14 protein-coding genes and 1 riboswitch are annotated in these 26,448 nt (G+C 67.8%); of the genes, 10 read left to right on the forward strand and 4 right to left on the reverse strand.

Going from position 1 to position 26,448, the window contains the following annotated elements; genetic code table 11:
* The first annotated feature begins 90 nt into the window (after positions 1 to 90).
* On the forward strand, positions 91 to 1,845 hold the full coding sequence (locus AC5Y4S_RS07945; RefSeq protein ID WP_500031766.1) for an AMP-binding protein: 1,755 nt from the start codon (positions 91 to 93) through the stop codon (positions 1,843 to 1,845).
* A 96-nt stretch (positions 1,846 to 1,941) separates the two neighbouring features.
* On the opposite strand, the gene AC5Y4S_RS07950 is transcribed toward AC5Y4S_RS07945, so the two are convergent.
* The gene (locus AC5Y4S_RS07950) at positions 1,942 to 5,655 is read right to left on the reverse strand and encodes an MMPL/RND family transporter (RefSeq protein WP_500031768.1); all 3,714 of its coding nucleotides are present in this window, start codon (positions 5,653 to 5,655) and stop codon (positions 1,942 to 1,944) included.
* Positions 5,656 to 5,833: 178 nt separating this feature from the next.
* Between AC5Y4S_RS07950 and AC5Y4S_RS07955 the strand changes: the two genes are divergently transcribed.
* Genes AC5Y4S_RS07955 through AC5Y4S_RS07965 form a run of 3 tightly spaced genes read left to right on the forward strand, consistent with a single transcriptional unit; the run spans position 5,834 to position 8,716 of the window.
* Positions 5,834 to 6,619: a phthiotriol/phenolphthiotriol dimycocerosates methyltransferase gene (locus tag AC5Y4S_RS07955; RefSeq protein ID WP_500031769.1), complete on the forward strand. Its 786-nt coding sequence runs from the start codon at positions 5,834 to 5,836 to the stop codon at positions 6,617 to 6,619.
* 16 nt (positions 6,620 to 6,635) lie between these two features.
* Positions 6,636 to 7,883: a glycosyltransferase gene (locus tag AC5Y4S_RS07960; protein ID WP_500031770.1), complete on the forward strand. Its 1,248-nt coding sequence runs from the start codon at positions 6,636 to 6,638 to the stop codon at positions 7,881 to 7,883.
* Positions 7,883 to 8,716, forward strand: coding sequence for a glycosyltransferase family protein (locus tag AC5Y4S_RS07965; protein WP_500031772.1), 834 nt, complete (start codon positions 7,883 to 7,885; stop codon positions 8,714 to 8,716). The genes AC5Y4S_RS07960 and AC5Y4S_RS07965 overlap by 1 nt, the downstream gene beginning before the upstream one ends.
* A gap of 13 nt (positions 8,717 to 8,729) precedes the next feature.
* Here AC5Y4S_RS07965 and AC5Y4S_RS07970 read toward each other — a convergent pair whose 3' ends face one another.
* Genes AC5Y4S_RS07970 through pks2 form a run of 3 tightly spaced genes read right to left on the reverse strand, consistent with a single transcriptional unit; the run spans position 8,730 to position 17,816 of the window.
* The gene (locus AC5Y4S_RS07970; RefSeq protein WP_500031774.1) at positions 8,730 to 9,980 is read right to left on the reverse strand and encodes a glycosyltransferase; all 1,251 of its coding nucleotides are present in this window, start codon (positions 9,978 to 9,980) and stop codon (positions 8,730 to 8,732) included.
* 49 nt (positions 9,981 to 10,029) lie between these two features.
* Positions 10,030 to 11,475, reverse strand: a complete 1,446-nt coding sequence (locus AC5Y4S_RS07975; RefSeq protein ID WP_500031776.1) for a condensation domain-containing protein — start codon at positions 11,473 to 11,475, stop codon at positions 10,030 to 10,032.
* A 59-nt stretch (positions 11,476 to 11,534) separates the two neighbouring features.
* A complete protein-coding gene (gene pks2, locus AC5Y4S_RS07980) occupies positions 11,535 to 17,816 on the reverse strand; it encodes a sulfolipid-1 biosynthesis phthioceranic/hydroxyphthioceranic acid synthase (protein WP_500031778.1) in 6,282 nt (2,093 codons plus the stop codon).
* Positions 17,817 to 18,814: 998 nt separating this feature from the next.
* On the opposite strand from pks2, the gene AC5Y4S_RS07985 reads away from it, so the two are divergent.
* From AC5Y4S_RS07985 to AC5Y4S_RS08010, 6 genes are all read left to right on the forward strand, one after another.
* Entirely contained in the window at positions 18,815 to 19,378 is a 564-nt protein-coding gene (locus tag AC5Y4S_RS07985; protein ID WP_500032200.1) for a carboxymuconolactone decarboxylase family protein, read from the forward strand.
* A gap of 39 nt (positions 19,379 to 19,417) precedes the next feature.
* On the forward strand, positions 19,418 to 20,542 hold the full coding sequence (locus AC5Y4S_RS07990) for an NAD(P)H-dependent flavin oxidoreductase (protein WP_500031780.1): 1,125 nt from the start codon (positions 19,418 to 19,420) through the stop codon (positions 20,540 to 20,542).
* Positions 20,539 to 21,183 carry a TetR/AcrR family transcriptional regulator gene (locus tag AC5Y4S_RS07995; RefSeq protein ID WP_500031782.1) on the forward strand — a complete coding sequence of 215 codons (645 nt, stop codon included), beginning with the start codon at positions 20,539 to 20,541 and terminating at the stop codon, positions 21,181 to 21,183. The genes AC5Y4S_RS07990 and AC5Y4S_RS07995 overlap by 4 nt, the downstream gene beginning before the upstream one ends.
* Positions 21,184 to 21,277: 94 nt before the next feature.
* Positions 21,278 to 21,447, forward strand: a riboswitch (M-box (ykoK) riboswitch).
* Between the two features lie 287 nt (positions 21,448 to 21,734).
* Positions 21,735 to 21,968, forward strand: a complete 234-nt coding sequence (locus AC5Y4S_RS08000; protein WP_500031784.1) for an Rv1535 family protein — start codon at positions 21,735 to 21,737, stop codon at positions 21,966 to 21,968.
* A 287-nt stretch (positions 21,969 to 22,255) separates the two neighbouring features.
* Positions 22,256 to 25,381, forward strand: coding sequence for an isoleucine--tRNA ligase (gene ileS / locus AC5Y4S_RS08005; RefSeq protein ID WP_500031786.1), 3,126 nt, complete (start codon positions 22,256 to 22,258; stop codon positions 25,379 to 25,381).
* A gap of 124 nt (positions 25,382 to 25,505) precedes the next feature.
* Positions 25,506 to 26,417, forward strand: a complete 912-nt coding sequence (locus AC5Y4S_RS08010) for a hypothetical protein (protein WP_500031788.1) — start codon at positions 25,506 to 25,508, stop codon at positions 26,415 to 26,417.
* The last annotated feature ends 31 nt before the right edge of the window (positions 26,418 to 26,448 follow it).

The following is a 26,448-nucleotide window of genomic DNA, read 5'->3' on the forward strand; positions in this document are numbered from 1 at the left end:
GGGGAGACATCGGGGCGGCCGGGGGGCCGCGCGGTCGTAACCTGGCCGTTCCGGGCCGGAAACGCTTTCGACGAAGGTAGTGTGTTGTCCGTGGTTCAGTCATCTATACCCGGTGTGCTGCGCGAACGCGCGAGCTTGCAGCCCAACGACGTAGCGTTCACATACCTTGACTACGACCAGGATTGGGACGGCGTCCCACACACCCTGACGTGGTCGGAGCTGTACAAGCGCGTGGTGAACCTCGGCGAGCAGCTCAGGGCCAGCGGGTCGCCCGGTGACCGGGCGCTCATCCTCGCCCCCCAGGGTATGGACTACGTCCTGGGCTTTCTCGGTGCCCTGCAGGCCGGGCTGGTTGCGGTTCCGCTTTCGGTGCCCTACGGCGGTGCGCACGACGAACGCACCATCTCGGTGCTGGCCGACACCTCGCCGGCCGTCGTCCTCACGACGTCCGCGGTCATCGACAATGTCGCCGCGTCGGTGCAGTCTGGAGAGGCGAAATCCGCGCCCTCGATCGTCGAACTCGATTTGCTGGACCTCGAAACCCGGCAGCGCCCCACCGGCCCGAGACCGCGCGCCGGCGCCGGCGACGGGTCGGACTTCATCTACCTGCAGTACACGTCCGGATCCACCCGCACGCCCGCGGGTGTCATGGTGTCGAGCAAGAACGTCTTCGCCAACTTCGAGCAGATCATGGGCGACTTCTTCGCACCCGAGGGCGGGGTGCCGCCTCCGGACATCACGGTGGTGACCTGGCTGCCGCTCTACCACGACATGGGGCTCTTGTTGGGCATCATCATGCCGATCCTGGCCGGCGTGCCGACGCTGCTGTCCAGCCCGGTGGGATTCTTGCAGCGACCGGCCCGCTGGATGCACATGCTGGCCAACAACGGGTGCACGATCTCGGCGGGGCCGAACTTCGCCTACGAGCTCGCGGTGCGCAAGACGTCCGACGACGACATGGCCGGGTTGGACCTCGGCAGTGTGCACACGATCCTCAACGGCAGCGAGCGCGTGCAGCCCGCCACCCTCAAGCGATTCGCGGATCGCTTCGCCCCCTTCAACTTCGACCCCCGGGCGATCCGGCCCTGCTACGGCATGGCGGAGGCCACGGTGTACATGTCGACCCGCCAGGTGGGCGATCCGCCCGAGATCGGTTATTTCGACTCCGAGAAGCTGCCCGGCGGCGAGGCGGTGCGGTGTGAAACCGGCAGCGGCACACCGCTGGTCAGCTACGGCAGCCCCACATCGATGCTGCACCGCATCGTCGACCCCGACACCGGTCGCGAGTGCCCGGAGGGGACGGTCGGCGAGATCTGGGTGCACGGCGAGAACGTCGCCGCCGGCTATTGGCAGAAGCCCGAAGAGACGGCCCGCACCTTCGGCGCGAAGATCGTCGAGCCGTCGCAGGGCACACCCGAAGGCCCCTGGCTGCGAACCGGCGACTCCGGCTTCTTCTCCAGCGGCGAGATGTTCATCATCGGACGGATCAAGGACCTGCTGATTGTCTACGGGCGCAACCATTCTCCCGACGACATCGAGGCGACCATCCAGGAGATCACCGCGGGACGTTGCGCCGCGATTGCGGTTCCCGACAAGGGTGTCGAGAAGCTGGTCGCGATCATCGAGATGAAGAAGCGCGGCGCCTCCGAGGAGGAGGCCGCGGACAAACTGCGGGGCGTCAAACGCGAAGTCACCTCCGCGATTTCGAAATCTCATGGCCTGAAGGTGGCGGATCTCGTTCTCGTATCACCGGGTTCGATACCCATCACCACGAGTGGCAAGATCAGGCGATCGCAGTGCGTCGAGCTCTACCGGCAGGACGAGTTCGTCCGGTTGGACGCGTAAGCGTTTCGGGATTCTCTGAACGCCGAGATCGACGCTAGCGCGTAGTCCCCTCGTACTTCTTCGCGCCCACGTCAATCTCGGCGAAGATTTTCGAGGCTAGGGAAGCGGGTGCTTCCCGTTGCCGTTGGTGGGCTGCTGCGCCGGGGCGCCCGTCCCGAACAGCGGCAGCGGATTGCCGAGGTCGTCGTCGGCCGATTGTTCGCTGTGCCCGTTGCCGTTCGAATGCCCGTTTCCGTTGGCGCCGACCGTGATTGGTCGGGGCGACAAGAAGTCCTGGCCAAACAGCGGTAGCGGGTGGCCGAGATAGCGATCGCCCTTGTGGCTGCCATTGCCATTCGTGGGCCGGGCGGACCCCAACCCCGGATCGCGCAGATCGTCGGTCAGCTGACCCGACAGGCCGCTGAGGTCGAACAGCGGGAGCGCGTGGTTGGAAAGACGTTGTCTCTTCGACCGTTTCCCGTTCTTGGCGGACGCGGCGCCGGACGCCGTCTTGGCAGCGCCGTTGGGCCGTGTCCGACGCGACTTGGTCCGCGGCTTGTGCCCGGGCGGGACCAGTTTCAGGCGAACGAGCAGGTCGTCGGGAATCAACGGCTCGCTCGGCGCGCTCGTCGCCGAGGACGCGGCCGCCGGCCCCAGGGCGGCCGGGCTGGGAATGACCTTCATCTTGACCAGCTGGTCGGTCAGCTGGTTGAGCTGGTGCTGCTTCTTCTGGTGGGCCGCGTACACCTGGGCGGGGGTCTTGCCGAGGTGTGAGGGCCACCAGTTCTTTTGGCCGATCAGCGCGGCCATGGCCGGCACGGTGATCGAGCGCACCAGGAACGTGTCGATGAGAATGCCCATCCCGAGGATGAAGCCGGCCTCGGCCATGGTGTAGATGCTGGCGCTCATCAACCCGAACATCGAGGCCGCGAAGATCAGGCCGGCCGACGTGATAACGCCGCCGGTGGAACCCACGGTGCGAATGACGCCGACCCGCACGCCGTGCGGTGACTCGTCGCGGATGCGCGAGATGAGCAGCATGTTGTAGTCCGCGCCGACCGCGACCAGCAGGATGAAGGACAGCCCGGGCAGGCTCCAGTGCAGGTTCTGCCCGAGCAGCAGCTGGAACACCAGGACGCCCAAACCCATTGCGGACAGGTAGGAAAGCAGCACCGAACCGATGAGGTACAGGGGCGCGACGACCGCACGCAACAGGCCGACCAGGATCAGGAACACGATCATGATCGTGGCGAAGACGATGTAGCCGATGTCGTTGTTGTAATAGCTACGCGTGTCGGCGAGCCCGCTCGGCACACCGGCCACCTGCACCGTGGCGTCCGACAGGTCGGTGTTGGGCTGCGCCGACTGCGCGGCCTTGATGATCTTCGGGATCTGATCCATGGCGTCCGTGGAGAACGGGTTGAGTCCGCTCTGGATCAGATACCGCGCCGCGTGCCCGTCGGGGGACAGGAAGATCGCGGCGCCCTGCTTGAATTCGTCCCTGGTCAGGATCTGCGGTGGGATGTTGAACCCGGACATCGACGGCTTGTTGTCGGTGTCGTGCTTCATGGTCAGCAGGAATTGCGACGCCTCGTTGAGGCCGCTGCCGATCTGTCGGGTCGAATCGACGAGTTGTTTCACCCCACCGGCGATCGCGCGGCTGCCGTCGGCAAGCGCGTTGGCGCCCTGTTGCGCCTGGCTCATCGTGTTCTGCAGATCTCTGATCGTCTTCATGGCGGCCGAGGCCTGAGTTAGCGTTTGCTGGGCTGTGTTCAGCGTTTGCCCGACGGTCTGCGATTTGCCGGCCGCTTGCAGGTTGTGGGCCATGATCTTGATCGAGTTGAGGGTGCCGTCGTTGTTTGCCTGCACCATCGCGGCCAACCCGGAACGTGAGCTCACGCAGCCCGGGTCGGCGTTGCAATCCGGGCTGTTGTTGAGGGCGTTCAACATCGGCGTGGCCCACGCGGCGATGTTCTCGCTGTTCACGGTGGACATGTTGAGGTTGTCGCCGAGCGTCTTCATCCGCCCGGTGAGGGCGGCGCCCTGGTCGAGCGCGGCGATGGTGCTATCGCCCCCTGCCATCTGCTCCATCGCCGTCAGCGCCGAGACCGCCGGGCCGAGGCTGGTGACGGCGCCGGTGACCTGATCGCGCAGCATCGCGAGGGCGTCGGCCAACTGATTGGAGCCGTTGACCAGGCGGTCCAGATCGCTGCCATGCTCGTTGATCTGGCGGGATCCGTCGTCGAGCTTGTTGCCCACCTCACCGGCCTGGAACGAGATCTTCGTCTGCTCCAGCGGTTCGCCGTTCGGCCTGGTCAACCCCCGCACCATCGTGATGTCGGGCAGCTGGCTCACCCGGGCGGCCATCTGCTCCAGGTCCGCGAGGGCCGCCGGAGTCCTCAGGTCGTGGGAGGGCGACTTGATGAACAGCACCATGGGTGTCAGCGCGTTCGCCGGGAAATGGCGATTCATCACGTCATATCCCTTGGAGCTGTCCACGGAGGCGGGCATCGTCTTGAGGTCGTCGTAGTTGAAGCGCATCACGGCCGTACAACTGGCCAAACCGATGAGCACGATCAGGCTTCCGATCAGGTGGACGCGCGGCCGGCGCACGACGCGCGTGCCCATGATTCGCCACATCCGAGTGGTGAGGTCGCGACGCGGCTTGATCCAGCCACGACGTCCGGCGAGCACCAACAGGGCGGGCAACAGGGTGATCGCGCACAGGAATGCCACGATGACCGAAATCGAAATCGCCGGACCGACCGTCGAAAACACTTCAAGCTTGGTGAAGACCATCGCGAGGAACGCGACCGCGACAGTGGCCGCCGACGCGGCGATCACCTTGCCGATCGACATCAGCGCCATCTTGACCGATTCGTCGGACGTGTGGCCCTTTCGCACGTAGTCGTGATATCGGCTGATCAGAAAGACGGCATAGTCCGTTCCCGCCCCGACCATGACGGCGGTCATCAGGACGAGGGTCTGCAGGGCGAACGGCAGGCCGATCTCGGTCAGCCCGGACAGGACGCCCTGCGACGTCCCGATCGACGCACCGATGTTGATCAGCGGTACCAACATCGTGATGATGTTGCGGTAGATCAGGAAAAGGATCCCCAGCACCGACACCACGGTGCCGATCTCAATGAAATGCGCGTCTTCCAGCGCCATTTCGGTCGCGTCGGCGATCGTGGCCAGCGGCCCGCTGACGTGAGCGGTCAGCGAGGTTCCCGCGGTGATCTCTTTCGCGATGTCTTTGACGTGGTGGTAGCCCGCAATCGTCGACGGCGCGGTGCCGGCGCCGGGGAACGAGATCGGCAGGATGAAGGCCTTGCCGTCCTTGCTCGCCAGGACCTCGCGCATCTGGGGGTTGCTCAGGAAGTCCTGCACCGTCATCTTGTCGGTCTTGTCCTGGCGCAGCCTGTCCACCAGCTTGGCGTAGACGGCCTCGTCGGCGGGTGTGATGCCGTTCTCGTCGCTGAGCAGGATCATCAGCAGGGAACCGCCGCCGCCCAGCGGATTGTCGCCGCCCCCGTCCCCGGCGGCGTCCGGGGCCTTCTTGGCGTCTCCGCCGGCTTTAGGGGCGCCGGGCATAGCGAAGGCTTTGGCCATTTCCTGATTGACGACCACCGTCGGGGCGTTGTCCGGGAGGGCCTTCGGCTCGCGCTTGCTGGCCTGGACCGGCAACGGCGGAAATACCAGGGCTAGGGTGACCGCCACCCCGATCCAGCCCGCGATGACAAGCAGGGGCCACCGCACGACGATGTCGCCTATGCGGTCGAAGATTCCCCCAGGCTTGGCTGCCTCGCCCGTGCCAGTCCGGCTCGACACGCAACCACCCTACAATCCGGCGCACAGTCGCGTGGGCTAATCAAGATCTGGGCGCTGACCGTGACATTGCTGTGATCTTGGCGTTGAACGTGCTGGTCAGGACCGCAATTGCCGGTCGCGAAGCGGTCAAGGCGGCTATTCGCCGTGTAGGGCCGCGTATCCGTGCAACACTCTCCCCGTGGCTATCAAATACCGCCTGCAATCCAACCCGCTCGTCGGCAAGCTCACCACGAAGTACTTTCTGCCCCTTGGCACCCGCCAGGTCGGGGACGACGTGGTCTTCTTCAACTTCGGCTACGAAGAGGACCCCCCGATGGGCCTGCCATTGGCGCCGTCCGACGAACCCAACCGCTACTGCATCCAGCTCTATCACGTGACCGCCTCGCAGGTGGATCTCACCGGCAAGAAGGTGCTGGAGGTCAGTTGCGGGGCCGGCGGGGGCGCGTCCTACATCGTGCGGAACCTGGGCCCGGCCTCCTATACCGGGCTGGATCTGAACCCCGCCAGCATCGATAAGTGCCGGGAACGCCACCAGCTGCCCGGCCTGGATTTCGTCCAGGGCGATGCCGAAAACTTGCCCTTCGGCGACGGCTCCTTCGACGCGGTGGTCAACGTCGAGGCATCGCACCAGTACCCCCACTTCTCCCGCTTCCTCGAGGAGGTGGCGCGCGTGCTGCGGCCCGGGGGGCATTTCCTGTACACCGATTCCCGCCGCGCTCCCGTCGTCGGCGAGTGGGAGGCGGCGCTGGCCGCCGCGCCGCTGCGCAAGGTCTCGGAACGGGACATCGACGCGGAGGCCAAGCGCGGGCTGGACGCCAACACGCGGCGGACCCAGCAGCAGATCAGTGACCGCCTGCCCGGATTCATGAACTCCCTGATCCGTTACGGCGTCGGGGTGATGGACTGGGATCTGCGCCGCTCCGGGGGCTTCTCTTACCGCGTCTACCACTTCGTCAAGGATTGATGGGCTCGACTCCGTCATGAAGTTTGCGTTGGCGAGCTACGGAACTCGCGGCGATATCGAGCCGTGCGCCGCCATCGGCCGGGAGCTGCAGCGCCGTGGGCACGACGTGCGGGTTGCCGTGCCGCCCAACCTGATCGGCTTCGTCGAGTCGGCCGGGCTGCCCGCCGTCGCCTACGGGCAGCGGGATTCCCAGCGGCAGCTGGACGAGGATTTCCTGCATAACTCGTGGAAGTTCCAAAACCCGGTCAAGCTGGCGCGTGAGGCGATGGAGCCGGTCCGGGCGGGCTACGAAGAGCTGGGCGCCGCGCTCACGTCGCTCGTGGACGGGGTCGACCTGCTGCTGACCGGTCAGCTCTATCAGGAGGTCGCCGCGAATGTCGCGGAGCGCTATGACATTCCGTTGGCCGCGTTGCACTTCTACCCGATGCGGCCCAACGGCCAGGTGGCGTTTCCCGCGCGGCTGCCCGCGCCCCTGGTGCGCTCGACGATGAAGACCCTCGACTGGATGTATTGGCGGTTCACGCGGGGCGCCGAGGACGCGCAGCGCCGGGATTTGGGCCTGCCGAAGGCCACTTGCCCTGCGCCGCAACGGATGTCGGAACTTGGCGCGCTGGAGATCCAGGCGTACGACGCGCTGTGTTTTCCCGGGTTGGCCGAGGAATGGGGCGCCCGGCGGCCGTTCGTCGGCGCGCTGACCATGGAGTCGCCCACCGATGCCGACGACGAGGTCGCGTCGTGGATCACCGCCGGAACGCCGCCGATCTATTTCGGATTCGGCAGCATGCCCGTCGGGTCGCCCGCCGATCTGGTCACGATGATCGGCGGGGCCTGCGCGGAGCTGGGCGAGCGGGCGCTGATCTGCTCGCGGGCGCAGGACGGCGGCGTCCCCGCATTCGACCACGTGAGGGTGGTCTCGGCGGTCAATCACGCCGCCATATTTCCGATCTGTCGCGCCGTTGTGCACCACGGCGGTTCCGGTACGACGGCCGCGGGCTTACGGGCCGGCGTCCCGGCGCTGATCCTCTGGATCACCTCCGATCAGCCGATCTGGGCGGCCCAGATCAAACAGCTGAAAGTCGGCTCGGCCCGCCGTTTCTCGAGCACCAGCCGCAAAACGCTGGTCGCCGACCTCAGGTCGGTCCTCGCGCCCGACTATGTCAGCCGGGCGCGTGACATCGCCTCGCGGATGACCAAGCCCGCCGAGAGCGTCGCCAGCGCCGCCGACCTGCTGGAAAAAGCCGCCCGACGCGGGGGTTTGGACTGATGTCGGAACGCCCCGCGGGGTTGCGCGGCTCGGGGTACGCTCCCGGTGTGTCCCTACTGATCACCGTGCCGGTCTTCGGCCAGCACGAGTACACACACGCGCTCGTAGCGGATTTGGAGCGCGAGGGCGCCGACTATCTGATCGTCGACAATCGGGGCGACTACCCGAAGATCGGCAACGAACGCGTCGCCACGCCGGGAACGAACCTGGGGTGGGCCGGGGGGAGCGAGCTCGGCTTCCGAACCGCGTTCGCGGAGGGCTACTCCCACGCGATGACGCTCAACAACGACACCCGGCTGTCCCGGGGATTCGTCGCTGCCCTGCTCGACCCGCGCCTGCCCGCGGACGTCGGGATGGTGGGGCCGCTGTTCAACATCGGATTCCCCTACGCGGTGGTCGAGGGAATACCGGACGCCGCGAGCTACGTTCCGCGGCCGCAGTATCGGGTGGTGCCCGCCATCGAGGGGACGGCGCTGGTGATGTCCCGGGAATGCTGGGACGCCGTCGGGGGAATGGATCTCGACACCTTCGGCCGCTACGGCTGGGGGCTCGACCTCGACCTCGCGCTGCGGGCACGAAAAGCCGGATTCGGCGTGTACACAACGGAAATGGCCTACGTCAACCACTTCGGGCGCAGGACCGCCAAGGTTCACTTCGGCGGCCTGAAGTACCACTGGGGCTCCAGCCGGGCGATGATCCTGGGGTTGCGCAAGACGCACGGCTGGTTCGCGGCCATGGGCATCCTGCGCGAGATGGGGGCGGCACACCACCGCAAGTGGTACAAGTCTTACCCGCTCGTCCAGCGCGACGCGGCCGCCAGCCGGCAGCCGTAGCGGCACCGGTCTTTTAGACGCCGACGCGGACGGTCTGCTCCAGCAGGTCGGCGGCGGTGACCACCCCGACGGCCGGTTTGGACATCTGCGGTGCGATCTCACCGGCCCGGGCCACGCAGTCCGGCGCGAGGATCTTGCGCAGCTGCCTGACCAACGATTTGCAGGTGATGTTCGAAAGCTTCTTGGCGGAGCCGACTTTCAGCCGTTTGACCTGGGTCGCCCAGATGAACTGGTCGGCCACGTCCCACAGGATGAGCGTCGGGAGCCCGGCCCGTAGGCTCGCCGCCGTCGTGCCCGCGCCGCCGTGGTGGACGGCCGCGCGGCACATGGGCAAGATCGTGCTGTAGTTGACGTGCCCGACCAGCTTGATGTGCTCACGATGCGCAGCGGGTTCGGAGCCATCGGCGCCGGAATAGATCAGCGCGCGTTCGCCCAACTCGGCGCAGGCGTCGGCGATCATGGCCACCGTCTCGGCGGGGGAGCTGACGGGGGTGCTGCCGAATCCGAAGTAGATCGGCGGCTTTCCCGCGGCGATCCAGGACGCGACTTCGTCGTCGGTGTCCGCGGCCAACTCCAGGGTCAACGAACCCACGAAGGGGCGCTTGCCATTCCACTCCGCCGCCAGCCCGGGGAACATGGCCCGGTCGTAGGCCTGGATTTCCAGCGTTCCGCCGTCGCCCATCCGCTGCCACGCGGGAACCGTCGTGGGCGGCAGACCCAGCTCGCGGCGCTGCGCGTCCTCGTCCGCCTTGGTGAAGCGCGAATACAGCCACCAGCCCGCCGACAGCGTGGTGCGGACGATCGGCGCCGGCGACGGCAGAAACGGAACGCCGATCTGACCGTTGACCCGGACCGGGAAGTGGTGCAGTCCCGCCACCGGAATGTCGTAGTATTCCGCGACATTCGCCACGACGCCGTGGTACGTCTGGCCCGTCAGCAGCAGGTCCGCCCCGTCGGCCAGCGAGGTGAGCGTCCGGCTCATCTCCGCCCAGCCCTCGACGAAAAGCGACTTGAAGGTGCGCATGAAGTCGGCCGGGTTCTGGGGTTTGAAGGCGTTGTGGGTGAAGTCGGCGACGGCCACCACCTGCTCGCGTGTGTCCGGCCCGTAGGCGACGGCGGGCACCCCGGCTGACTCGACGAAGTCAACCAGGTTGGGCGGCACCGCCATTCGGACATCGTGCCCCCGGCGACGCAGTTCCACGCCGACCGTGGCACCGGGCTCGATGTCGCCGCGGGTACCGTGGGCCGCCAACACAAACTTCATCGACGGAGCTCAGCCTTTCACTTCGCTCGAGGACGAAGCGCTTCGCAGCTTACCTGGCTACGCGAACCGGCACCGCGGCCAGCGTGCCCGCGACGACCCGGGCGAACACCGACTTCAACGCCTCCGTGTAGCGAATCACCGATTCGCGGGCGACCGGGTTGTTCGGGTAGGACACCATGATCGAGACCTCGTCGAACAGCCGGAACACCGTCGAGTACATGTATGCCGGGCTGCGGCCATCGGTGAACGCGGTCGCGTTCACGCCATCCAGAGCGGTGGCGACGATGCCGGATAGCGGAGGCAGCCCGGCGTCCATGTAGCTCATCATGGTGAACTGGGGTCCGTGCTTGCGTAGCCACGGCGCCAGTTCCAGGACGCGGTCGAACGGCACGTTCGCCAGATCCATGTTCGAGTCGAAGGAGGCCTGCGCGGCGCGGGCGGTCTCCTCGAACGAGTTCGGGTCGACCGGAACGGTGAACGGCACCACGCCGGTGAACCAGCCCACCGTCATGAAGTCCGCCGGGCTCTTCCGCTTGTCGGTGGGCGTCAGCCCGTAATACGTTTCCGCGCCGCACAATTCGTAGTGAGCCAGGGCGGCGCAGGCGAACAGGCCGCCGCTGAACCGGGCGCCCGCCTGCCGGCACAGGGCCTCGAACTGGGCCGTCTGCTCCGGGCCCAGCAGCCGCTCCACGTGGGTGTCCCCGCCGCACGGGATCGACTGGTCGCCCAGCGGCAGCGGGAAGTCCGGGAGGGTTCCGCCGTTGGCCTCGGCGAATTCGATCCACTTGCGCACCTCCGGGGACTCCAGCGTCATCCCCGACACGATCGCGCTTTCCCGCACGCAGAAGTCGTCGTAGCTGGCCGCCGGCGGCAGCGAGACCGGCGCCTTGCCCTCGATGAGCGCGGTGTAGTTCATCACGATCTCGACGTACAGACCCGCGAGCAACATCGGGTCGCAGTGCAGGTGGTCGACGACCGCGTACAGCGAGAAGCGGTCGTCGTGCTGGATGATGCCCAACCTGAAGCAGTCCCACTGCAGCGGGTCGGGCGTGGCCAGCACGTGGTCGCGCCATTCGAGCTCCGTCATCACGCCGTACTCCTTGGCGACGAACTGGATGTCGCGCGGGTTCTTCAGGGTGTGGCGCACGATTTTCTTGTCGTCCGTGTACTCGAACCAGCTGTGGTACGTCGCGTGGCGCCGCAGGTGCGCGTTGATGACGTAGCTCATGGCGCGGATGTCGCAGCGCCCCGGCACGTCCCAGGAACCCATGATCGCCCGGGAGTAGTCGAGACCGCGCTCGCCGAACTCGACGAACCCACGAATGTGGCCCGCCTGCATAGAGCTGGGCGGCACCGGGCTCACCGGCGCCTGCCGAGCCTTCGCGATGCAGCCGGGCGTCGGCTGCCACGTCACGACGGTTCCCGGGCCGGGGTACCAGTCGTACGCGTTGCCAACTCGCAGGCTGTCGTGCTCAGAGCCTCCACCGATGAACACGTTTCCCTCCTTCTAATACCGGCCTAAGCAGTGCAGTCGACTTTGACGTAGGACTTATCTCACGCGGGTGCTGCAGCGCCCTCCTTAGGAGCCAGCTTCGAAAACAGGTGATCCGCCAAGCCGCGCACCGAGGTGATGTCGGCCGACGTGATGCGAACCCCCGTCTGTGCCTCGATGTGCGTGCGCAACTCGAGGTTGCCCAGCGAGTCGAGGCCGTACTCGGAAAGCGGGTGATCCACGTCGATGTTGCGGCGCAGGATCAGGCCGATCTGCTCGGAGAGCAGGCGCCGCAGCCGGGCGGGCCACTCCTCGAGCGGCAGCTCGGACAGCTCGGCGCGCAGTTTGCTTGAGCCCGAACGCTTTTCACCCGCCGACTTGAACATCTCGAGGAACTTGCTGCGTTCCGCGAAGGACGCGATCCACGGAGTCCCGATGAGCGGGCTGTAGCCCGTGTACGCGCGGTCGTGGCGCAGCAGCGCCTCGAACGCGTAGGCGCCCTCGTCGGGAGCGATCGCGGCGCCGCTGCCTTCGGCGAAGTCCGCGCCGCGGCCGATCTCGCCCCAGGCGCCCCAGGCGATCGACGTGGCCGGCAGGCCCTGCGCGCGCCGCCAGTGGGTGAAGGCATCCAACCAGCTGTTGGCCGCGGCGTAGGCGCCCTGGCCCGGCGAGCCCAGCAGGGCCGCCGCAGACGAGAACGAGCAGAACCAGTCCAGGTCAGCTGATGCGGTGGCCTCGTGCAAGTTCCACGCGCCGTACACCTTTGGCGCCCAGTCACGGTCGATCAGCTCGTCGGTGATGTTGGTCAGGGTGGCGTCCTCGACCACCGCGGCGGCGTGCAGCACGCCCCGCAACGGCAGCCCGGTGGCGGTCGCCGTGGCCACCAGCCGCTGTGCGACGTCGGCCTGCGCGATGTCACCGCACTCCACGATCACGTCAGAACCTATCGCTCGGACGAGCTCGATCGTTTCAAGCGCCTTCTGTGAGGGCTCCGAACGCGAGGTGAGCACGATCCGGCCCGCCCCGGCCGCGGCCATCTTCTCGGCCAGGAACAGCCCGAGGCCGCCCAGACCACCGGTGATGATGTAGGAGCCGTCGCGCCGGAAGACCGGTGCCTGCTCGGGCGGCAGCACCACGCTGCTGCGGCCGGCCCGCGGGATGTCGAGGATGAGCTTGCCGGTGTGCTCGGCCGCGCTCATCACGCGAATCGCAGTGGCCGCCTCGGAGAGCGGGTAGTGCGTGCTCTCGGGCATCGGCAGCGCGCCCTCGGCCGTCAGCCGGTAGACGGTGCTCAGCACCTGGCTGACCTGACTCGGGTGGCTGACCGACATCAGGCCCAGGTCCACGCCCCAGAACGCCAGGTTGCGACGGAACGGGAAGAGACCCAGCTTGGTGTCCCCGTAGATGTCGCGCTTGCCGATCTCGACGAACCGTCCGCCCAGGGCGAGCAGCTTGATCCCGGCCAGCTGCGCGGCACCGGTCACCGAGTTGAGCACGATGTCGACGCCGTAGCCGTCGGTGTCGCGCCGGATCTGCTCGGCGAACTCGACCGTGCGCGAGTCGTAGACGTGCTCAATTCCCATGTCGCGCAACAGCTGTCGACGCTGCTCGCTGCCGGCCGTGGCGAAGATCTCGGCCCCTGCTGCGCGGGCGATGGCGATCGCCGCCTGCCCGACACCGCCGGTGCCCGAGTGGATCAGCACCTTGTCGCCGGCCGTGATCCGGGCCAGTTCGTTCAGCCCGTACCAGGCGGTGGCGTGCGCGGTGGTCACCGCGGCCGCCTGCGCGTCGCTCAGCCCCTCGGGCAGCGTGGTGGCCAGGCGCGCGTCACACGTGACGAACGTGGCCCAGCAGCCGTTGGGGGACATGCCGCCGACGTGGTCGCCGACCTTGTGATTGGTGACGTCGGGTCCGACGGCCGTGACCACGCCCGCGAAGTCCGTGCCCAGCTGGGGCAGGATGTTGTCCAGGCTCTGGTAGCGGCCGAACGCGTTCAGTACGTCGGCGAAGTTGATGCTCGACGCGGTGACCGCCACCTCGATCTGCCCCGGTCCCGGCGGAACCCGGTCGAACGCGGCGAACTCCATCGTCTGCAGGTCGCCCGGTGTGCGGATCTGCATCCGCATGCCGTCGGTCTCGTGGTCGACGACGGTGGACAGCCGCTCTTCGGGACGCAGCGGGGTGGGGCACAGGCGCGCGCTGTACCACTCGTCGTTGCGCCAGGCCGTCTCGTCCTCGCCGGGGCCCGTCATCAGCAGCTGGCGCACCACCTGCTCGGCGCCGGTCTGCTCGTCGACGTCGATGTGGGTGGTGTGCAGGTGCGGGTGCTCGGCGCCGATCACCCGCAGCAGGCCGCGCAGGCCGCCCTGGTCGAGGTTGGGGACGTCCTCCGACAGCACCTTTTGGGCGTTCCGGGTGACGACGAACAACCGGGGCGACTCGCCCTGCAGTTCCGGGAGCTCACGGGCGATGCGCACCACGTGGTGCACCAAATCACCGCCACGCACGGCGCTTTCGTCGTCCGGGTTGCCGTTCTTCGGCTCCGTCACCACGACCACGCCGGCGAACCCGCCCTTCTCGACCTCGTCGCGCAGCCGTCCGGCCATGGCCTGGTGATCGGCCTGGTGCGGCCAGGACAGGGTCTTGCACTCCGCGTCGTGCAGCTTCATTGCGTCGGTGAATGCCGCGGCCACCAGGTCGGCGGCGTCGGAGGTGCTGATCAGCAGCCATGCGCCGGTCTCGGCGGCGGCGGCCTCGGGCAGCTGGCGTTGCTGCCATTCCACCGTCAGCAGGCGCTCCGCCATCACCTTGGCCCGCTCGCCGCTCGGCGAGATTCCGGTGCCCATCTGCAGCCCGCGCACGGTCAGCAGCACGGTGCCGTGCTTGTCCAGCACGTCGAGGTCGGCCTCGACCGCTCCGCCGCTCGCGGAGGTAACCCGCGAGTAGCAGTAGCGGGCGGTGCTGACCGGGCCGTGGACCCGAAGCCGGCGAACACCGAGCGGCAACAGCAGTCCGCCCAGGCTGGCGTTCGCGACGCTGGGGTGCGCGGCGACCGACTGGAAGCAGGCGTCGAGCAGCGCCGGGTGGACCCCGTAATTCGTCTGCTGGGTCCGGATCACGCTGGGCAGCCCGATCTCGGCCAGCACGGTGGTGCCGGTTCCCTCGGCGGTGTGTGCGCCGGCCAGGCCGGTGAAGGCGGGACCGTACTGGATGCCGCACAGGTCCATGGCGTCGCGTAGGTCGGCGCCCTCCAGGCGGCTCGGGTGGGCGTCGAGCAGCTCGTCGATGTCCTGCGCGGACGGCTGGTCTTCGTCGTCGACGTCGTGCAACACCGCGGACGCGCGGCGGGCCTGCACGCCGTCCTCGTTGGTTTCCACCACGAAGGTGAGCGCGCCGGGCGTCTCAGCGGTGGCGGTGAGGCTGATGTGGGTTTCCTCGTCGAGCATCAGCATCTGCTCGAAGCGGACCTCGCGAACCTCGGATGCCTCGCCGAAGACGGTGCGCGCGGCGGCCAGCGCCATCTCGCAGTAGGCCGCACCCGGCAGCGTGGCCGTGCCGTGGACCTGGTGGTCGGCCAGCCAGGGCAGCGTGGCCGTGCCGATGTCGGCCTGCCAGACGTGGCGTTCCGGCTCCTCGGGCAGGCGGACGTGCTGGCCCATCAGCGGGTGCACCGCGACGCTGGAGGCCAGCGCGCGCGAGCTGTGGCCCTCGCGGCTCAACAGCAGCGACCGGTGCGTCCACGCGGGCAGCGGCGCGTCCACCAGGTGACCGCCCGGGTACAGCACGGAGAAGTCGACCGTGGCGCCGGTGGCGTACAGGTCACCCAGCAAGCCGCGCAGGCCGTGGGGCAGCGGCTGTTCGCGCCGCATCGCGGCGAGCGCGGCCACCGTCATGTCGAGGCTGCGGGCGGTCTGGTCGACCGCGTGGGTGAGCAGCGGGTGGGGTGAGAGCTCGCCGAAGACGCGGTAGCCGTCTTCCAGCGCCGCCTGCACCGCGGCCGAGAAACGGACCGTGTGACGCAGGTTGTCGACCCAGTAGTTGGCGTCGCAGTAGGGCTCCTCGCGGGGGTCGAACGAGGTGGCCGAGTAGTAGGGGACCTCCGGGGTCAGCGGCTCGATCTCAGCGAGCACGTCGTAGAGCTCGTCGAGGATGGGGTCGACCTGCGGCGAGTGCGATGCCACGTCGACGGCCACCTCGCGGGCCATCACCTCACGCTGCTCCCACACCGCCACCAGTTCGCGGACCGTCGCGGTCGCGCCGCCGATGACGGTGGACTGCGGGGAGGCCACCACCGCCACCACGGCGTCGTTGACGCCGCGCGCCATCAGCTCCGAAAGCACTTGCTGGGCAGGCAGTTCCACGGACGCCATGGCGCCCGAGCCGGCGATTGTGGCCATCAGGCGCGAGCGGCGGCAGATGACGCGCACCCCGTCCTCGAGCGACAGCGCCCCGGCGACGACGGCCGCCGCGGCCTCGCCCATCGAGTGGCCGATCACTGCGCCGGGCCTGACCCCGTAGGACTTCATCGTGGCCGCCAGCGCGACCTGCATGGCGAAGATCGTCGGCTGCACCCGGTCGATGCCGGTGACCCTCTCGGGCGCGGTGAGTGCTTCGGTCACGGAGAACCCGGACTCGTGGGCGATCAGCGGCTCGATCTCGGCGATGGTCGCCGCGAAAGCGGGCTCGTTCGCCAGCAGGTCGGTGCCCATGGTGGCCCACTGCGACCCCTGCCCGGAGAACACCCAGACCGGGCCGCGCTCCTCCTGGCCGACGACTTCCTGGAACAGGGCGTCACCGTTGGCGACGTCCCGCAGGGCCGTCAGCAGCTCGGGGGTGTCGCTGGCCAGCACGGTGGTGCGCACGGACCGGTGCCCCCGCTTGCGGGCCAGCGTGTAGGCCAGGTCCGGCGCAGCCAGCTCGGTGGCGTGGGCCTCGACCCAGTCCGCGAGCCGTGCGGCGGTTTCGCGCAGGCTGTCGTCCGAGGTGGCCGACAGGGGGAACAGCAGCGTGCCGTCGCGGCCGGCCCGGGTGGCGGCGCCGTTGCGCGACAAGGGTTCTGGGGCTTCCTCGACGATGGCGTGCACGTTGGTGCCGGAGATTCCGTACGCCGACACCGCCGCGCGCCGCGGTTGATCGCCATTCAGCGGCCACGGCGTATTCTCTTGCGGCACAAACAATCCGGTGTCAATCCGGGCCATCTCGTCGGGCAGGCTTTCGAAGTGCAGGTTCTTGGGAACCACACCGTGCTGGACGGAGAGAACCGCCTTCATCATCCCCAACGCACCCGCGGCCGCCTGGGTGTGCCCGAAGTTCGTCTTCGAGGCGCCGAGCACGCAGGGGTTGCCGATGCCGTATACCTCGGCCAGGCTGCCGTATTCGATCGGGTCGCCGACCGGGGTGCCCGTGCCGTGCGCCTCGACCATGCCGACGGTGCTGGCGTCCACGCCCGCCGCCGCGAGCGCCGCGCGGTAGACCGCCGACTGCGCCTCGCCGGGCGGCATCGCGATGTTCATGGTGTGGCCGTCCTGGTTGGCGGCCGTGGCGCGGATCACACCGAGGATCCGGTCGCCGTCGCGCTGCGCATCGGTCAGGCGCTTGAGCAGCAGCACCACGCAGCCCTCGCCGGAGACGAAGCCGTCGGCCTTGACGTCGAACGCGAAGCAGTGGCCGGTGCCCGACAGCATTCCCCCCGCGGAAGCGGAAGCGGACCTGCGCGGCTCCAGCATCACGTTCACGCCACCGGCGAACGCGAGGTTGCTCTCTCCGTCGTTGAGGCTGCGGCAGGCCTGGTGGATGGCGAACAGGCCGGAAGAGCACGCGGTGTCGATGGTGACGGCGGGACCGTGCAGGCCGAGCGCGTAGGCGATCCGCCCGGATGCCATGCAGGAGATGGTGCCCGGGTTTCCGTACGGACCGTCAAAGGCGTCGGTGGCAGCGTGGACGAATTGATAGTCGCCGTAGTTCAATCCGACGAAAACACCCGTTTCCTCGGCCATGGTGTCCTTGGTGAGACCGGCATGTTCCATGGCCTCCCACGCGGTTTCCATCAGCAACCGGTGCTGAGGGTCCATCGCGGTGGCTTCTTTGTCGGTGATGCCGAAGAACTCGGGGTCGAAGTCGCCGACGTTGTCCAGGAACGAGCCCCACTTGCAGACCGACCGGCCGGGGACGCCCGGCTCGGGGTCGTAGTAGTAGTCGACGTCCCAGCGTTCGGCAGGAATTTCCTTGACAAGGTCGTCGCCACGGAGCAACGCTTCCCAAAAGAGGTCAGGTGAGTCGATCCCCCCTGGCAGCCGGCATGCCATCCCGATGACGGCAACCGGAGTCACGCCTGCCTTATCCACTGTCCTTCACCTCTCCTTGCCTATCCACAAGTTCCTATCACTGCTGCTCGCTCTTATCTGGGCTTCGAGAAATCTCGTCGAATTTTTTTGTGCGAGCTGGCAACTCCGCCGCAACGCGCAAAAAACCCACCGACCCCCGGATCGAAGCCCACCCGTAAGAACATGGCGCGATCAGCAGCGTAGCGGCTTCGCTTGTCACGCGTGGAAAAATCGTGCGAACGTACAAAAATTTAACAATGCCCTGGCCAGGGCCGGTCGACGTCAGGCTTGGTCGAAGCCCCAGACGCATACTTTTGGGACGGTATTTGGCCATAACGGCGTACCGCCGTCGCCGCCAGAGGCGCTGTCCGCCAAGGTGTCCGGCGTTTACCTGCCCGAACGGACATGACCAGGGGCGTTGTCAGCGCGCGTCGCCGAGGGCGGGCTGGATCACCCCGACCCGCGCGGGCCGAGACGGAGACCAAATTGGGCGCACCGATGCCCTGCATCGAGGATGCGTAATCACGCCATGCTAGGGGCTATTGCGAAACTCCGCAGGGAAATCGCTGAAATCTTTAAGATTGCAAGTTAAGTCCCCACTGAATTGTGGCGAGATTCATACTTTGTCGCGATTGGCGTGTCCGGTTCGGGGCCGATCCGTGGCGGCGGCCGGAGGGCGGGGGCGCCGTCCAGGGGGACCGATCACGGTCCGATCACGGCAGCCCGCGGCTTTGAATTCATTCGCTGGCGAGGGACGGGCCGGGCCCGCGCGGCGAGCCGGCACGAAGCCGACGGCGTCGGGGTATCCATGTGGGCGCCAACGGCATTCGCACGCGCGGCCCCGGCGCAACTGGCGGCGGAACCGCGGTTTTCACCGCCCGGTTCCGCGTTGCGGCGTTGGGGCTCCGGGCTTTTCGTTCATGATTCTTCGCCTCCGACGTCTGCTGCCGCTGGCTACCATTGCCGGTGAACGCGAGGTGTCCACCAGTGGACGGAGTGCTCACACCATGACCCCACCTATCGGGCAAGCCCGGGTCCCCCGACTGCCGCTTGACGTGGCCAAAGCCGCCGCCGACGAGGCCGCGGTACCCGACTACATGGCGGAGCTCAGCATCTTCCAGGTGTTGCTCAACCATCCGCCGCTGGCGCGTGGCATCAACGACCTGCTGGCCACGATGCTCTGGCACGGCGCCCTGGACCCCCGGCTCCGCGAGCTGGTCATCATGCGGATCGGCTGGCTCACCGCGTGCGACTACGAGTGGACGCAGCATTGGCGGGTCGCGTCGGGGTTGGGCGTGAGCGCCGACGACCTCGTCGGCGTGCGCGATTGGCGCGGGTATGAGGGCTTCGGACCGGCCGAACGCGCGGTGCTGGCTGCCACCGACGACGTGGTGCGCGACGGCGCGGTGAGCGCCGAGAGCTGGGCCGCGTGCGAGCGCGAAATGCACGGCGATACAACGGTTCTCATCGAGCTGGTCACCGCCATCGGGGCGTGGCAAATGGTCGCGTCGATCCTGCGCAGCCTCCAGGTGCCCTTGGAAGAGGGCGTGGCCAGCTGGCCGCCGGACGGCCGGTCGCCCTAACCGATTGACTTATCAGTCAGTAACTCTTAGCGTCGGGCAATGCGAACCAGGGTCGCCGAGATGCTCGGCGTTGAGTTCCCGATCTGCGCCTTCAGCCACTGTCGCGACGTGGTGGCCGCGGTAACCAACGCCGGCGGGTTCGGGATCCTCGGCGCCGTCGCGCACAGTCCAGAGCGCCTGCACAGCGAGCTCACCTGGATCGAGGAGCAGACGGGCGGCAAGCCCTACGGCGTCGACCTGCTGTTGCCGCCCAAGTACGTCGGTGCCGAGCAGGGCGGGATCGACGCCAAACAGGCGCGCGAGCTGCTGCCTGAGGAGCACCGCGCGTTCGTCGAGGACATCCTGTCCCGCTACGGCGTCATGGTCCCCGCCGAGGAGCCCAGGGCGTCGGCCGGGGGCCTGAACATCTCGCCCAAGGGCTACGAGCCGCTGCTCGACGTGGCGTTTGAGCACGACATCCGGCTGATCGCCAGCGCGCTCGGGCCGCCGCCCGCCGACCTCGTCCAGCGCGCCCACGACCGGGGCGTCGTGGTGGCCGCGCTCGCGGGCACCACGCAACACGCGCGGCGGCACGCGGCCGCGGGCGTGGACCTGATCGTCGCGCAGGGCACCGAGGCGGGCGGCCACACCGGCGAGGTGGCGACCATGGTGCTGGTCCCCGAGGTGGTGGACGCCGTGTCGCCGGTCCCGGTTCTCGCGGCCGGCGGGATCGCGCGGGGTCGCCAGGTCGCCGCCGCCCTGGCGCTGGGGGCCGAAGGGGTGTGGTGCGGCTCGGTGTGGCTGACCACCGAAGAGGCCGAGACGGTCCCCGTGGTCAAGGAGAAGTTCTTGGCGGCCAGCTCCTCGGACACGGTGCGCTCCCGGTCGATGACCGGGAAGCCGGCGCGGATGCTGCGCACGGCCTGGACCGACGAGTGGGAGCGGCCCGACACCCCCGATCCGCTCGGCATGCCGCTGCAGACGGCGCTGGTCACCGGCTCTCAGGTGCGCATCAACCAGGCCGCGACCAATCCGGACTCCAAGGCGCGTGAGCTGGCGACGTACTTCGTCGGCCAGGTGGTCGGTTCGCTCGACCGGGTCCGCCCGGTCCGCTCGGTGGTGCTCGACATGGTGGAGGAGTTCATCGACACCATCGGCCGGCTCGACGGCCTGGTCGGTACGTGACCAGCGCGACCCGCCGGCGCCGCGCGGTCAGCGACGAGGACAAGTCGCAACGGCGCGAGCAGATCATGTCGGCCGCCAAAGAAGTGTTCGCGCGCAAGGGTTTTCATGCGACGACCATTGCCGACATCGCGAAGCGGGCCGGCCTGGCCTACGGCTCGGTCTATTGGTACTTCGACTCCAAGGACGAGCTGTTCCACGCGTTGATGGCGGCCGAGGAGGGCGCGCTGCGCGCCCATGTCGCTGCGGCGTTGGGGGCTCCGGCCGGGGACGCCGGGCAGTGGGAGTCGCTTCGGGTCGCGGTGCGGGCGACGCTGGAGTTCTTCGAGTCCGACAAGGCGACGGTCAAACTGTTGCTGCGGGATCCCTGCGCGCTGGGCGAGCGCTTCGAAAAACATCTCGGCGGGATCTACGAGCGGTTCATCGACGACATCGAAAGCTTCATCGTCGCCGCCCAGGAGCGCGGTGAGGTGATCGGCGCCCCGCCACGCATGGTGGCGTACACGCTTGCGGCGCTGGTGGGCCAGCTGGCACAACGGCGGCTGAGCACCGACGACAACGTCACCGCTGCTCAGGTGGCCGATTTCGTGGTGGCACTGGTGCTCGACGGGCTACGCCCGCGCAGCGCCGGTGAAGCTTGTTAAATCCTGAGTGCCCGCGTAATGACTGCATAAAGATTCGGCCACACGGCACAGATCACATTGACCGTGTCATGGCGGTCATGCATGATCGGTCGCGTATGCACCTCGTTAGGTGAGGCGTCTACACGAATACAGGCCACTGACCCCGAACGTCGAAAGACGCCCCGGGTCAGGACAGCTCCTCCCGGCTTAAGGGTTGAGCCCAGGTGGCTTCCGAGTGATCGGACACGTCGTGTAGTGCCAAAGCTCTGACGAGAGGGGTGCGGATCTCCGGCGGTTCGCCGGTTTCTGTACTCCTTTTGGTGCGCGTGGATCGCGCGGGCAACCGCACGCGTCGTGACGTCGAGGAGGTGAGGGACGAATGAGTTCCAGCGATAGTCCGGATCGAAGTCCGGGCTGTGTTCCGTCCCGATCCGACCCGAAGCGCGACGTTCTCGGCTGAGTCGCCGCAACGCTAATCGGCTTACCCGCCAAGCGTTCTCGGATCGGAACCACAACGGGATGGGACACGTCAGTCCAGTCAACGTTCGTTTGAGTTCCGTCAGGAGACGATCATGACCGCAGTTCTGCACGACGAAGTGGTAACCGTCGCGCCCGCCCGCAAGCTGACCGTGGTGCGCGACACGACCCCGGCTCCCGCGCCCAAGAAGGCCACGCGCCGGGCTGAGGGCACGACCATCGTCATCAGCGACCCGCTGGTGGACGGCGCCGCTCACTTCTTGGCCATCGGCGTGCGTCACGTATACGCCGCGCTGTGGCGCGTCGGCGTGCTCGATGTCCGGGCCTAAATGCCTCCAAGGGGCTACCCGGCCGCAGGTCTTCCCTGAGACCAGGTAGCCCCTTGGAGTGCTGGGTTTGAGTAGAATCGAGACACTGGCATCGATCCGGCGATCACCGGGGAGCCTTCGGAAGAACGGCCGGCAGGCTCAGTAGAACCGAACGGGTAGGCCCGTCACAGCCCTCATCGAGCGGTCGCGTGAGAGCGCGGCAAGCGGGGTGGTACCGCGGCGCTCGCGCACCTTGCGCGTCGTCGTCCCCGGCCTGAGCATGATGGCCACAGGAGACGACACAGATCGTGACCGAGAACGCTGACGTCAAGGCGTACCCGAAGCTGGCCGGCGGTGCGCCCGATTTTCCGGCGCTCGAAGTCGAGGTTCTCGACTACTGGGCGCGTGACGACACCTTCCGGGCCAGCATCGCCCGCCGCGACGGCGCCCCGGAGTACGTGTTCTACGACGGGCCGCCGTTCGCCAACGGGCTGCCCCACTACGGTCACCTGCTCACCGGGTACGTCAAGGACATCGTGCCGCGGTATCGCACCATGCGCGGCTACAAGGTGGAGCGCCGGTTCGGCTGGGACACGCACGGGCTGCCCGCCGAACTGGAAGTCGAACGCCAGCTCGGCATCAACGACAAGTCCCAGATCGACGACATGGGGATCGCCGCGTTCAACGACGCCTGCCGCGGATCGGTGCTGCGCTACACCGACGAGTGGCGGGCGTACGTGACGCGCCAGGCCCGCTGGGTCGACTTCGACAACGACTACAAGACCCTGGACCCCAGCTACATGGAGTCGGTGATCTGGGCGTTCAAACAGCTGTGGGACAAGGGCCTGGCGTATGAGGGCTATCGCGTGCTGCCGTACTGCTGGCGCGACGAAACCCCGTTGTCCAACCACGAATTGCGGATGGACGACGACGTCTACCAGAGCCGCCAGGACCCGGCCCTGACCGTCGGTTTCAGGGTGGCCGGGGGTGAGCTCGACGGCGCCTATCTGTTGGTGTGGACGACGACGCCGTGGACCCTGCCGTCGAACCTCGCGGTGGCCGTGAACCCCGAGGTGACCTACGTGGCGGTCGAGGCCGACGGCCGCCGCTTCGTGCTGGCGGAGGCGCGGCTGGCCGCGTACGCGCGGGAGTTGGGTGAAGAGCCTGACGTGCTGGGTACCTATCGGGGGGCGGACCTGCTGGGTTTGCGCTACGTTCCGCCGTTCCCGTATTTCATGGACACCCCCAACGCATTTCGGGTGCTGCCCGGTGACTTCGTGACCACCGAGGACGGCACCGGAATCGTGCACATGGCGCCGGCCTACGGCGAGGACGACATGGCGACCTGTGAGGCGGCCGGCATCGCGCCCGTCACCCCGGTCGATTCCAAGGGCCGGTTCGACGCAAGCGTCCCGGATTACCAGGGGCAGCGCGTTTTTGACGCGAATCCGCACATCATCCGCGACCTGAAAAACCAGAGCGGTCCGGCGGCGGCCAACGGCGCCGTGCTGGTCCGCCACGAGACCTACGAGCACCCCTACCCGCACTGCTGGCGGTGCCGCAATCCGCTGATCTATCGGGCGGTGTCGTCGTGGTTCGTCGCCGTCACCGAATTCCGCGACCGCATGGTCGAACTCAACCAGCAGATCACCTGGTACCCCGAACACGTCAAGGACGGCCAGTTCGGCAAGTGGCTGCAGGGCGCGCGGGACTGGTCGATCTCGCGAAACCGCTACTGGGGCACCCCGATTCCGGTGTGGAAGTCCGATGATCCGGCCTACCCGCGCGTCGACGTGTACGGCAGCCTCGACGAGCTGGAACGCGACTTCGGGGTGCGGCCCACCAACTTGCACCGGCCCTACATCGACGAGCTGACTCGGCCCAACCCCGACGATCCTACCGGGCGCAGCACGATGCGGCGCATCCCGGACGTGCTCGACGTGTGGTTCGACTCGGGCTCGATGCCGTATGCCCAGGTGCATTACCCGTTCGAAAACCGCGACTGGTTCGACGGGCACTACCCGGGCGATTTCATCGTCGAGTACATCGGCCAGACGCGCGGCTGGTTCTACACCCTGCACGTGCTGGCCACCGCGCTGTTCGACCGTCCGGCCTTCAAAACGTGTGTCGCGCACGGCATCGTGCTGGGCTCCGACGGCCAAAAGATGAGCAAGTCGCTGCGCAACTACCCCGACGTCTCGGAGGTGTTCGATCGCGACGGCTCCGACGCGATGCGGTGGTTCCTGATGGCCTCGCCGATCCTGCGCGGGGGCAACCTGATCGTCACCGAACAGGGCATCCGCGAAGGCGTGCGCCAGGTGCTGCTGCCGTTGTGGAACGCGTACAGCTTCCTGGCCCTCTACGCGCCGAAAGTCGGGAACTGGCACACGGATTCGGCCAACGTGCTGGATCGCTACATCCTGGCCAAGCTGGCGGAGCTGCGCGACGACCTCACCGAGTCAATGGATGTCTGCGACATCTCGGGGGCCTGCGAACAGCTGCGCCAGTTCACCGAGGCGCTGACGAATTGGTATGTGCGACGGTCGCGTTCGCGGTTCTGGGAGGAAGACACCGATGCCATCGACACGTTGCACACCGTGCTGGAGGTGAGCGCCCGGCTGGCCGCCCCGCTGCTGCCATCGGTCACCGAGATCATTTGGCGCGGTCTGACGTTCGAGCGCTCGGTGCATTTGACCGATTGGCCGGACGCGGACGCGCTGCCCGCGGACGCCGGCCTGGTGGCGGCGATGGATCAGGTCCGGGAAGTCTGCTCGGCGGCGTCGTCGCTGCGCAAGGCCAAGAAGCTGCGGGTGCGCCTGCCGCTGCCGAAACTCACCGTGGCCGTTGAGAACCCGCAGCGGCTCGAGCCGTTCGTCGACCTGATCGCCGACGAGCTCAACGTCAAGCGGGTCGAACTGACCGACGCGATCGACACGTACGGCCGGTTCGAGCTCACGGTCAACGCGCGGGTGGCCGGCCCGCGGCTGGGTAAGGACGTGCAGGCGGCGATCAAGGCCGTCAAGGCCGGCGAGGGCGTCGTCAACCCCGACGGCACCCTGACGGCGGGTCCCGCGGTGCTGCAGCCCGACGAGTACAGCTCCCGGCTGGTGGCCGCCGACCCGGATTACACCGCGGCGCTGCCCGACGGGTCCGGTCTGGTGGTCCTCGACGGCACGGTGACCCCGGAACTGGAGGCCGAGGGCTGGGCCAAGGACCGGATCCGCGAGCTGCAGGAACTGCGCAAGTCGACGGGGCTCGACGTGTCCGACCGCATCAGCGTGGTGATGTCGGTGCCCGGCGAGCGGGCCGACTGGGCGCAGACGCACCGCGACCTGATCGCGGGGGAGATCCTCGCCACCAGCTTCGAGTTCGGCGAGCCCGCCGACGGCTCGGAGATCGGCGACGGCGTGCGGGTGAGCATCAGTAAGGCCTGAGCCGGCGCGGGCCGAAAAACTTCTGAAAAAAGTTCCGAAAAAAGTGTCCGGCGTGGCGGGGCTGGCTGCTCCTACCTGTGACGGCGGCCCAACGGGGGCCGCGACCACAGTTAAGGAACGCACCATGAGCACCATCGAAGACTTCCAGTCCGCTACCTTCGCCGCCATCCCGCACGAGGACCTCACGGTCGCCGAGGCGTGGGCGTCGAGCCCGTTGGGTGACCCCTCGATCGAAGACGGATCCCTGTCGGAACCCGCAAACTTCGAGGACTTCCCGCCCACCACGGTGACCGAGCAGCCGCGCTCGCGGGCCACGACCGTCCTGATCGCCGCGGCGGTGATCGCCGGGCTAGGAGTGGTCGGCGGGCTGGGCATGATGCTCATCGACGGGACGGGCTCTAAGCAGGAGAAGCCGGCCGTCGTCGTCCCGAATTCCAATGTCAGTCCGATTTCGCCACAGTCCGCCGCCGCGGTCGCGCCGCCGCCCGTGGCGCCGGCCCCGCCGTCCCTCGTCACGCCGCCCGACGCCGCGCAATTGCCGAGCGGTCCGGTCAGCGGTGGCGGCGCGCCGGTGTGGAACGCCCCCGCGCCGGTCGTCGCGGCGCCGCCCGCCGACCCGGGCACCCCGCCCGACGCGCCGGCCGACCCCGGCACCCCGCCGCCACCGCCGAACGTGACGGTGAACATCCCGCCGGTGGTGGTGCCCGTGCCCATACCCGTTCCGGTGCCGTCGGACCATGATGGCGATCACCCGAGTGGCGGCGGACAGCAGCAGGGCGGCGGCCAGCAGCAAGGCGGTGGCCAGCAGCAGGGCGGTGGCCAGCAGCAGGGCGGTCAGCAGCAAGGGGGCGGCCAGCAGCAAGGTGGTGGTCAGCAGCAAGGTGGTGGCCACGGACCGATCGAGTGCTTGGCCTGCCAGCAGCATCCGATCCAGCAGCAACCCATTCACCCGCAGCCGATTCAGCAGCAGCCGGTCCACCCGCAGCCGGTTCAGCAGCAGCCGCTCCACCCGCAGGTGATCCCGGGCAAGAAGTGACGGCGGGCGCAGGGCGAGACCGGAGGAGAGC

This window comes from Mycobacterium sp. NGS64 (genome assembly GCF_059812245.1).

Bases quoted from the DNA above. Each gene is read 5' to 3' on its own strand.
- AC5Y4S_RS07960 (WP_500031770.1), top strand. From the start codon at position 6,636: ATGAAGTTTGCGTTGGCGAGCTACGGAACTCGCGGCGATATCGAGCCG.
- AC5Y4S_RS07965 (WP_500031772.1), top strand. From the start codon at position 7,883: ATGTCGGAACGCCCCGCGGGGTTGCGCGGCTCGGGGTACGCTCCCGGT.
- AC5Y4S_RS07970 (WP_500031774.1), bottom strand. From the start codon at position 9,980: ATGAAGTTTGTGTTGGCGGCCCACGGTACCCGCGGCGACATCGAGCCC.
- AC5Y4S_RS07990 (WP_500031780.1), top strand. From the start codon at position 19,418: ATGCGAACCAGGGTCGCCGAGATGCTCGGCGTTGAGTTCCCGATCTGC.
- AC5Y4S_RS08000 (WP_500031784.1), top strand. From the start codon at position 21,735: ATGACCGCAGTTCTGCACGACGAAGTGGTAACCGTCGCGCCCGCCCGC.
- AC5Y4S_RS08010 (WP_500031788.1), top strand. From the start codon at position 25,506: ATGAGCACCATCGAAGACTTCCAGTCCGCTACCTTCGCCGCCATCCCG.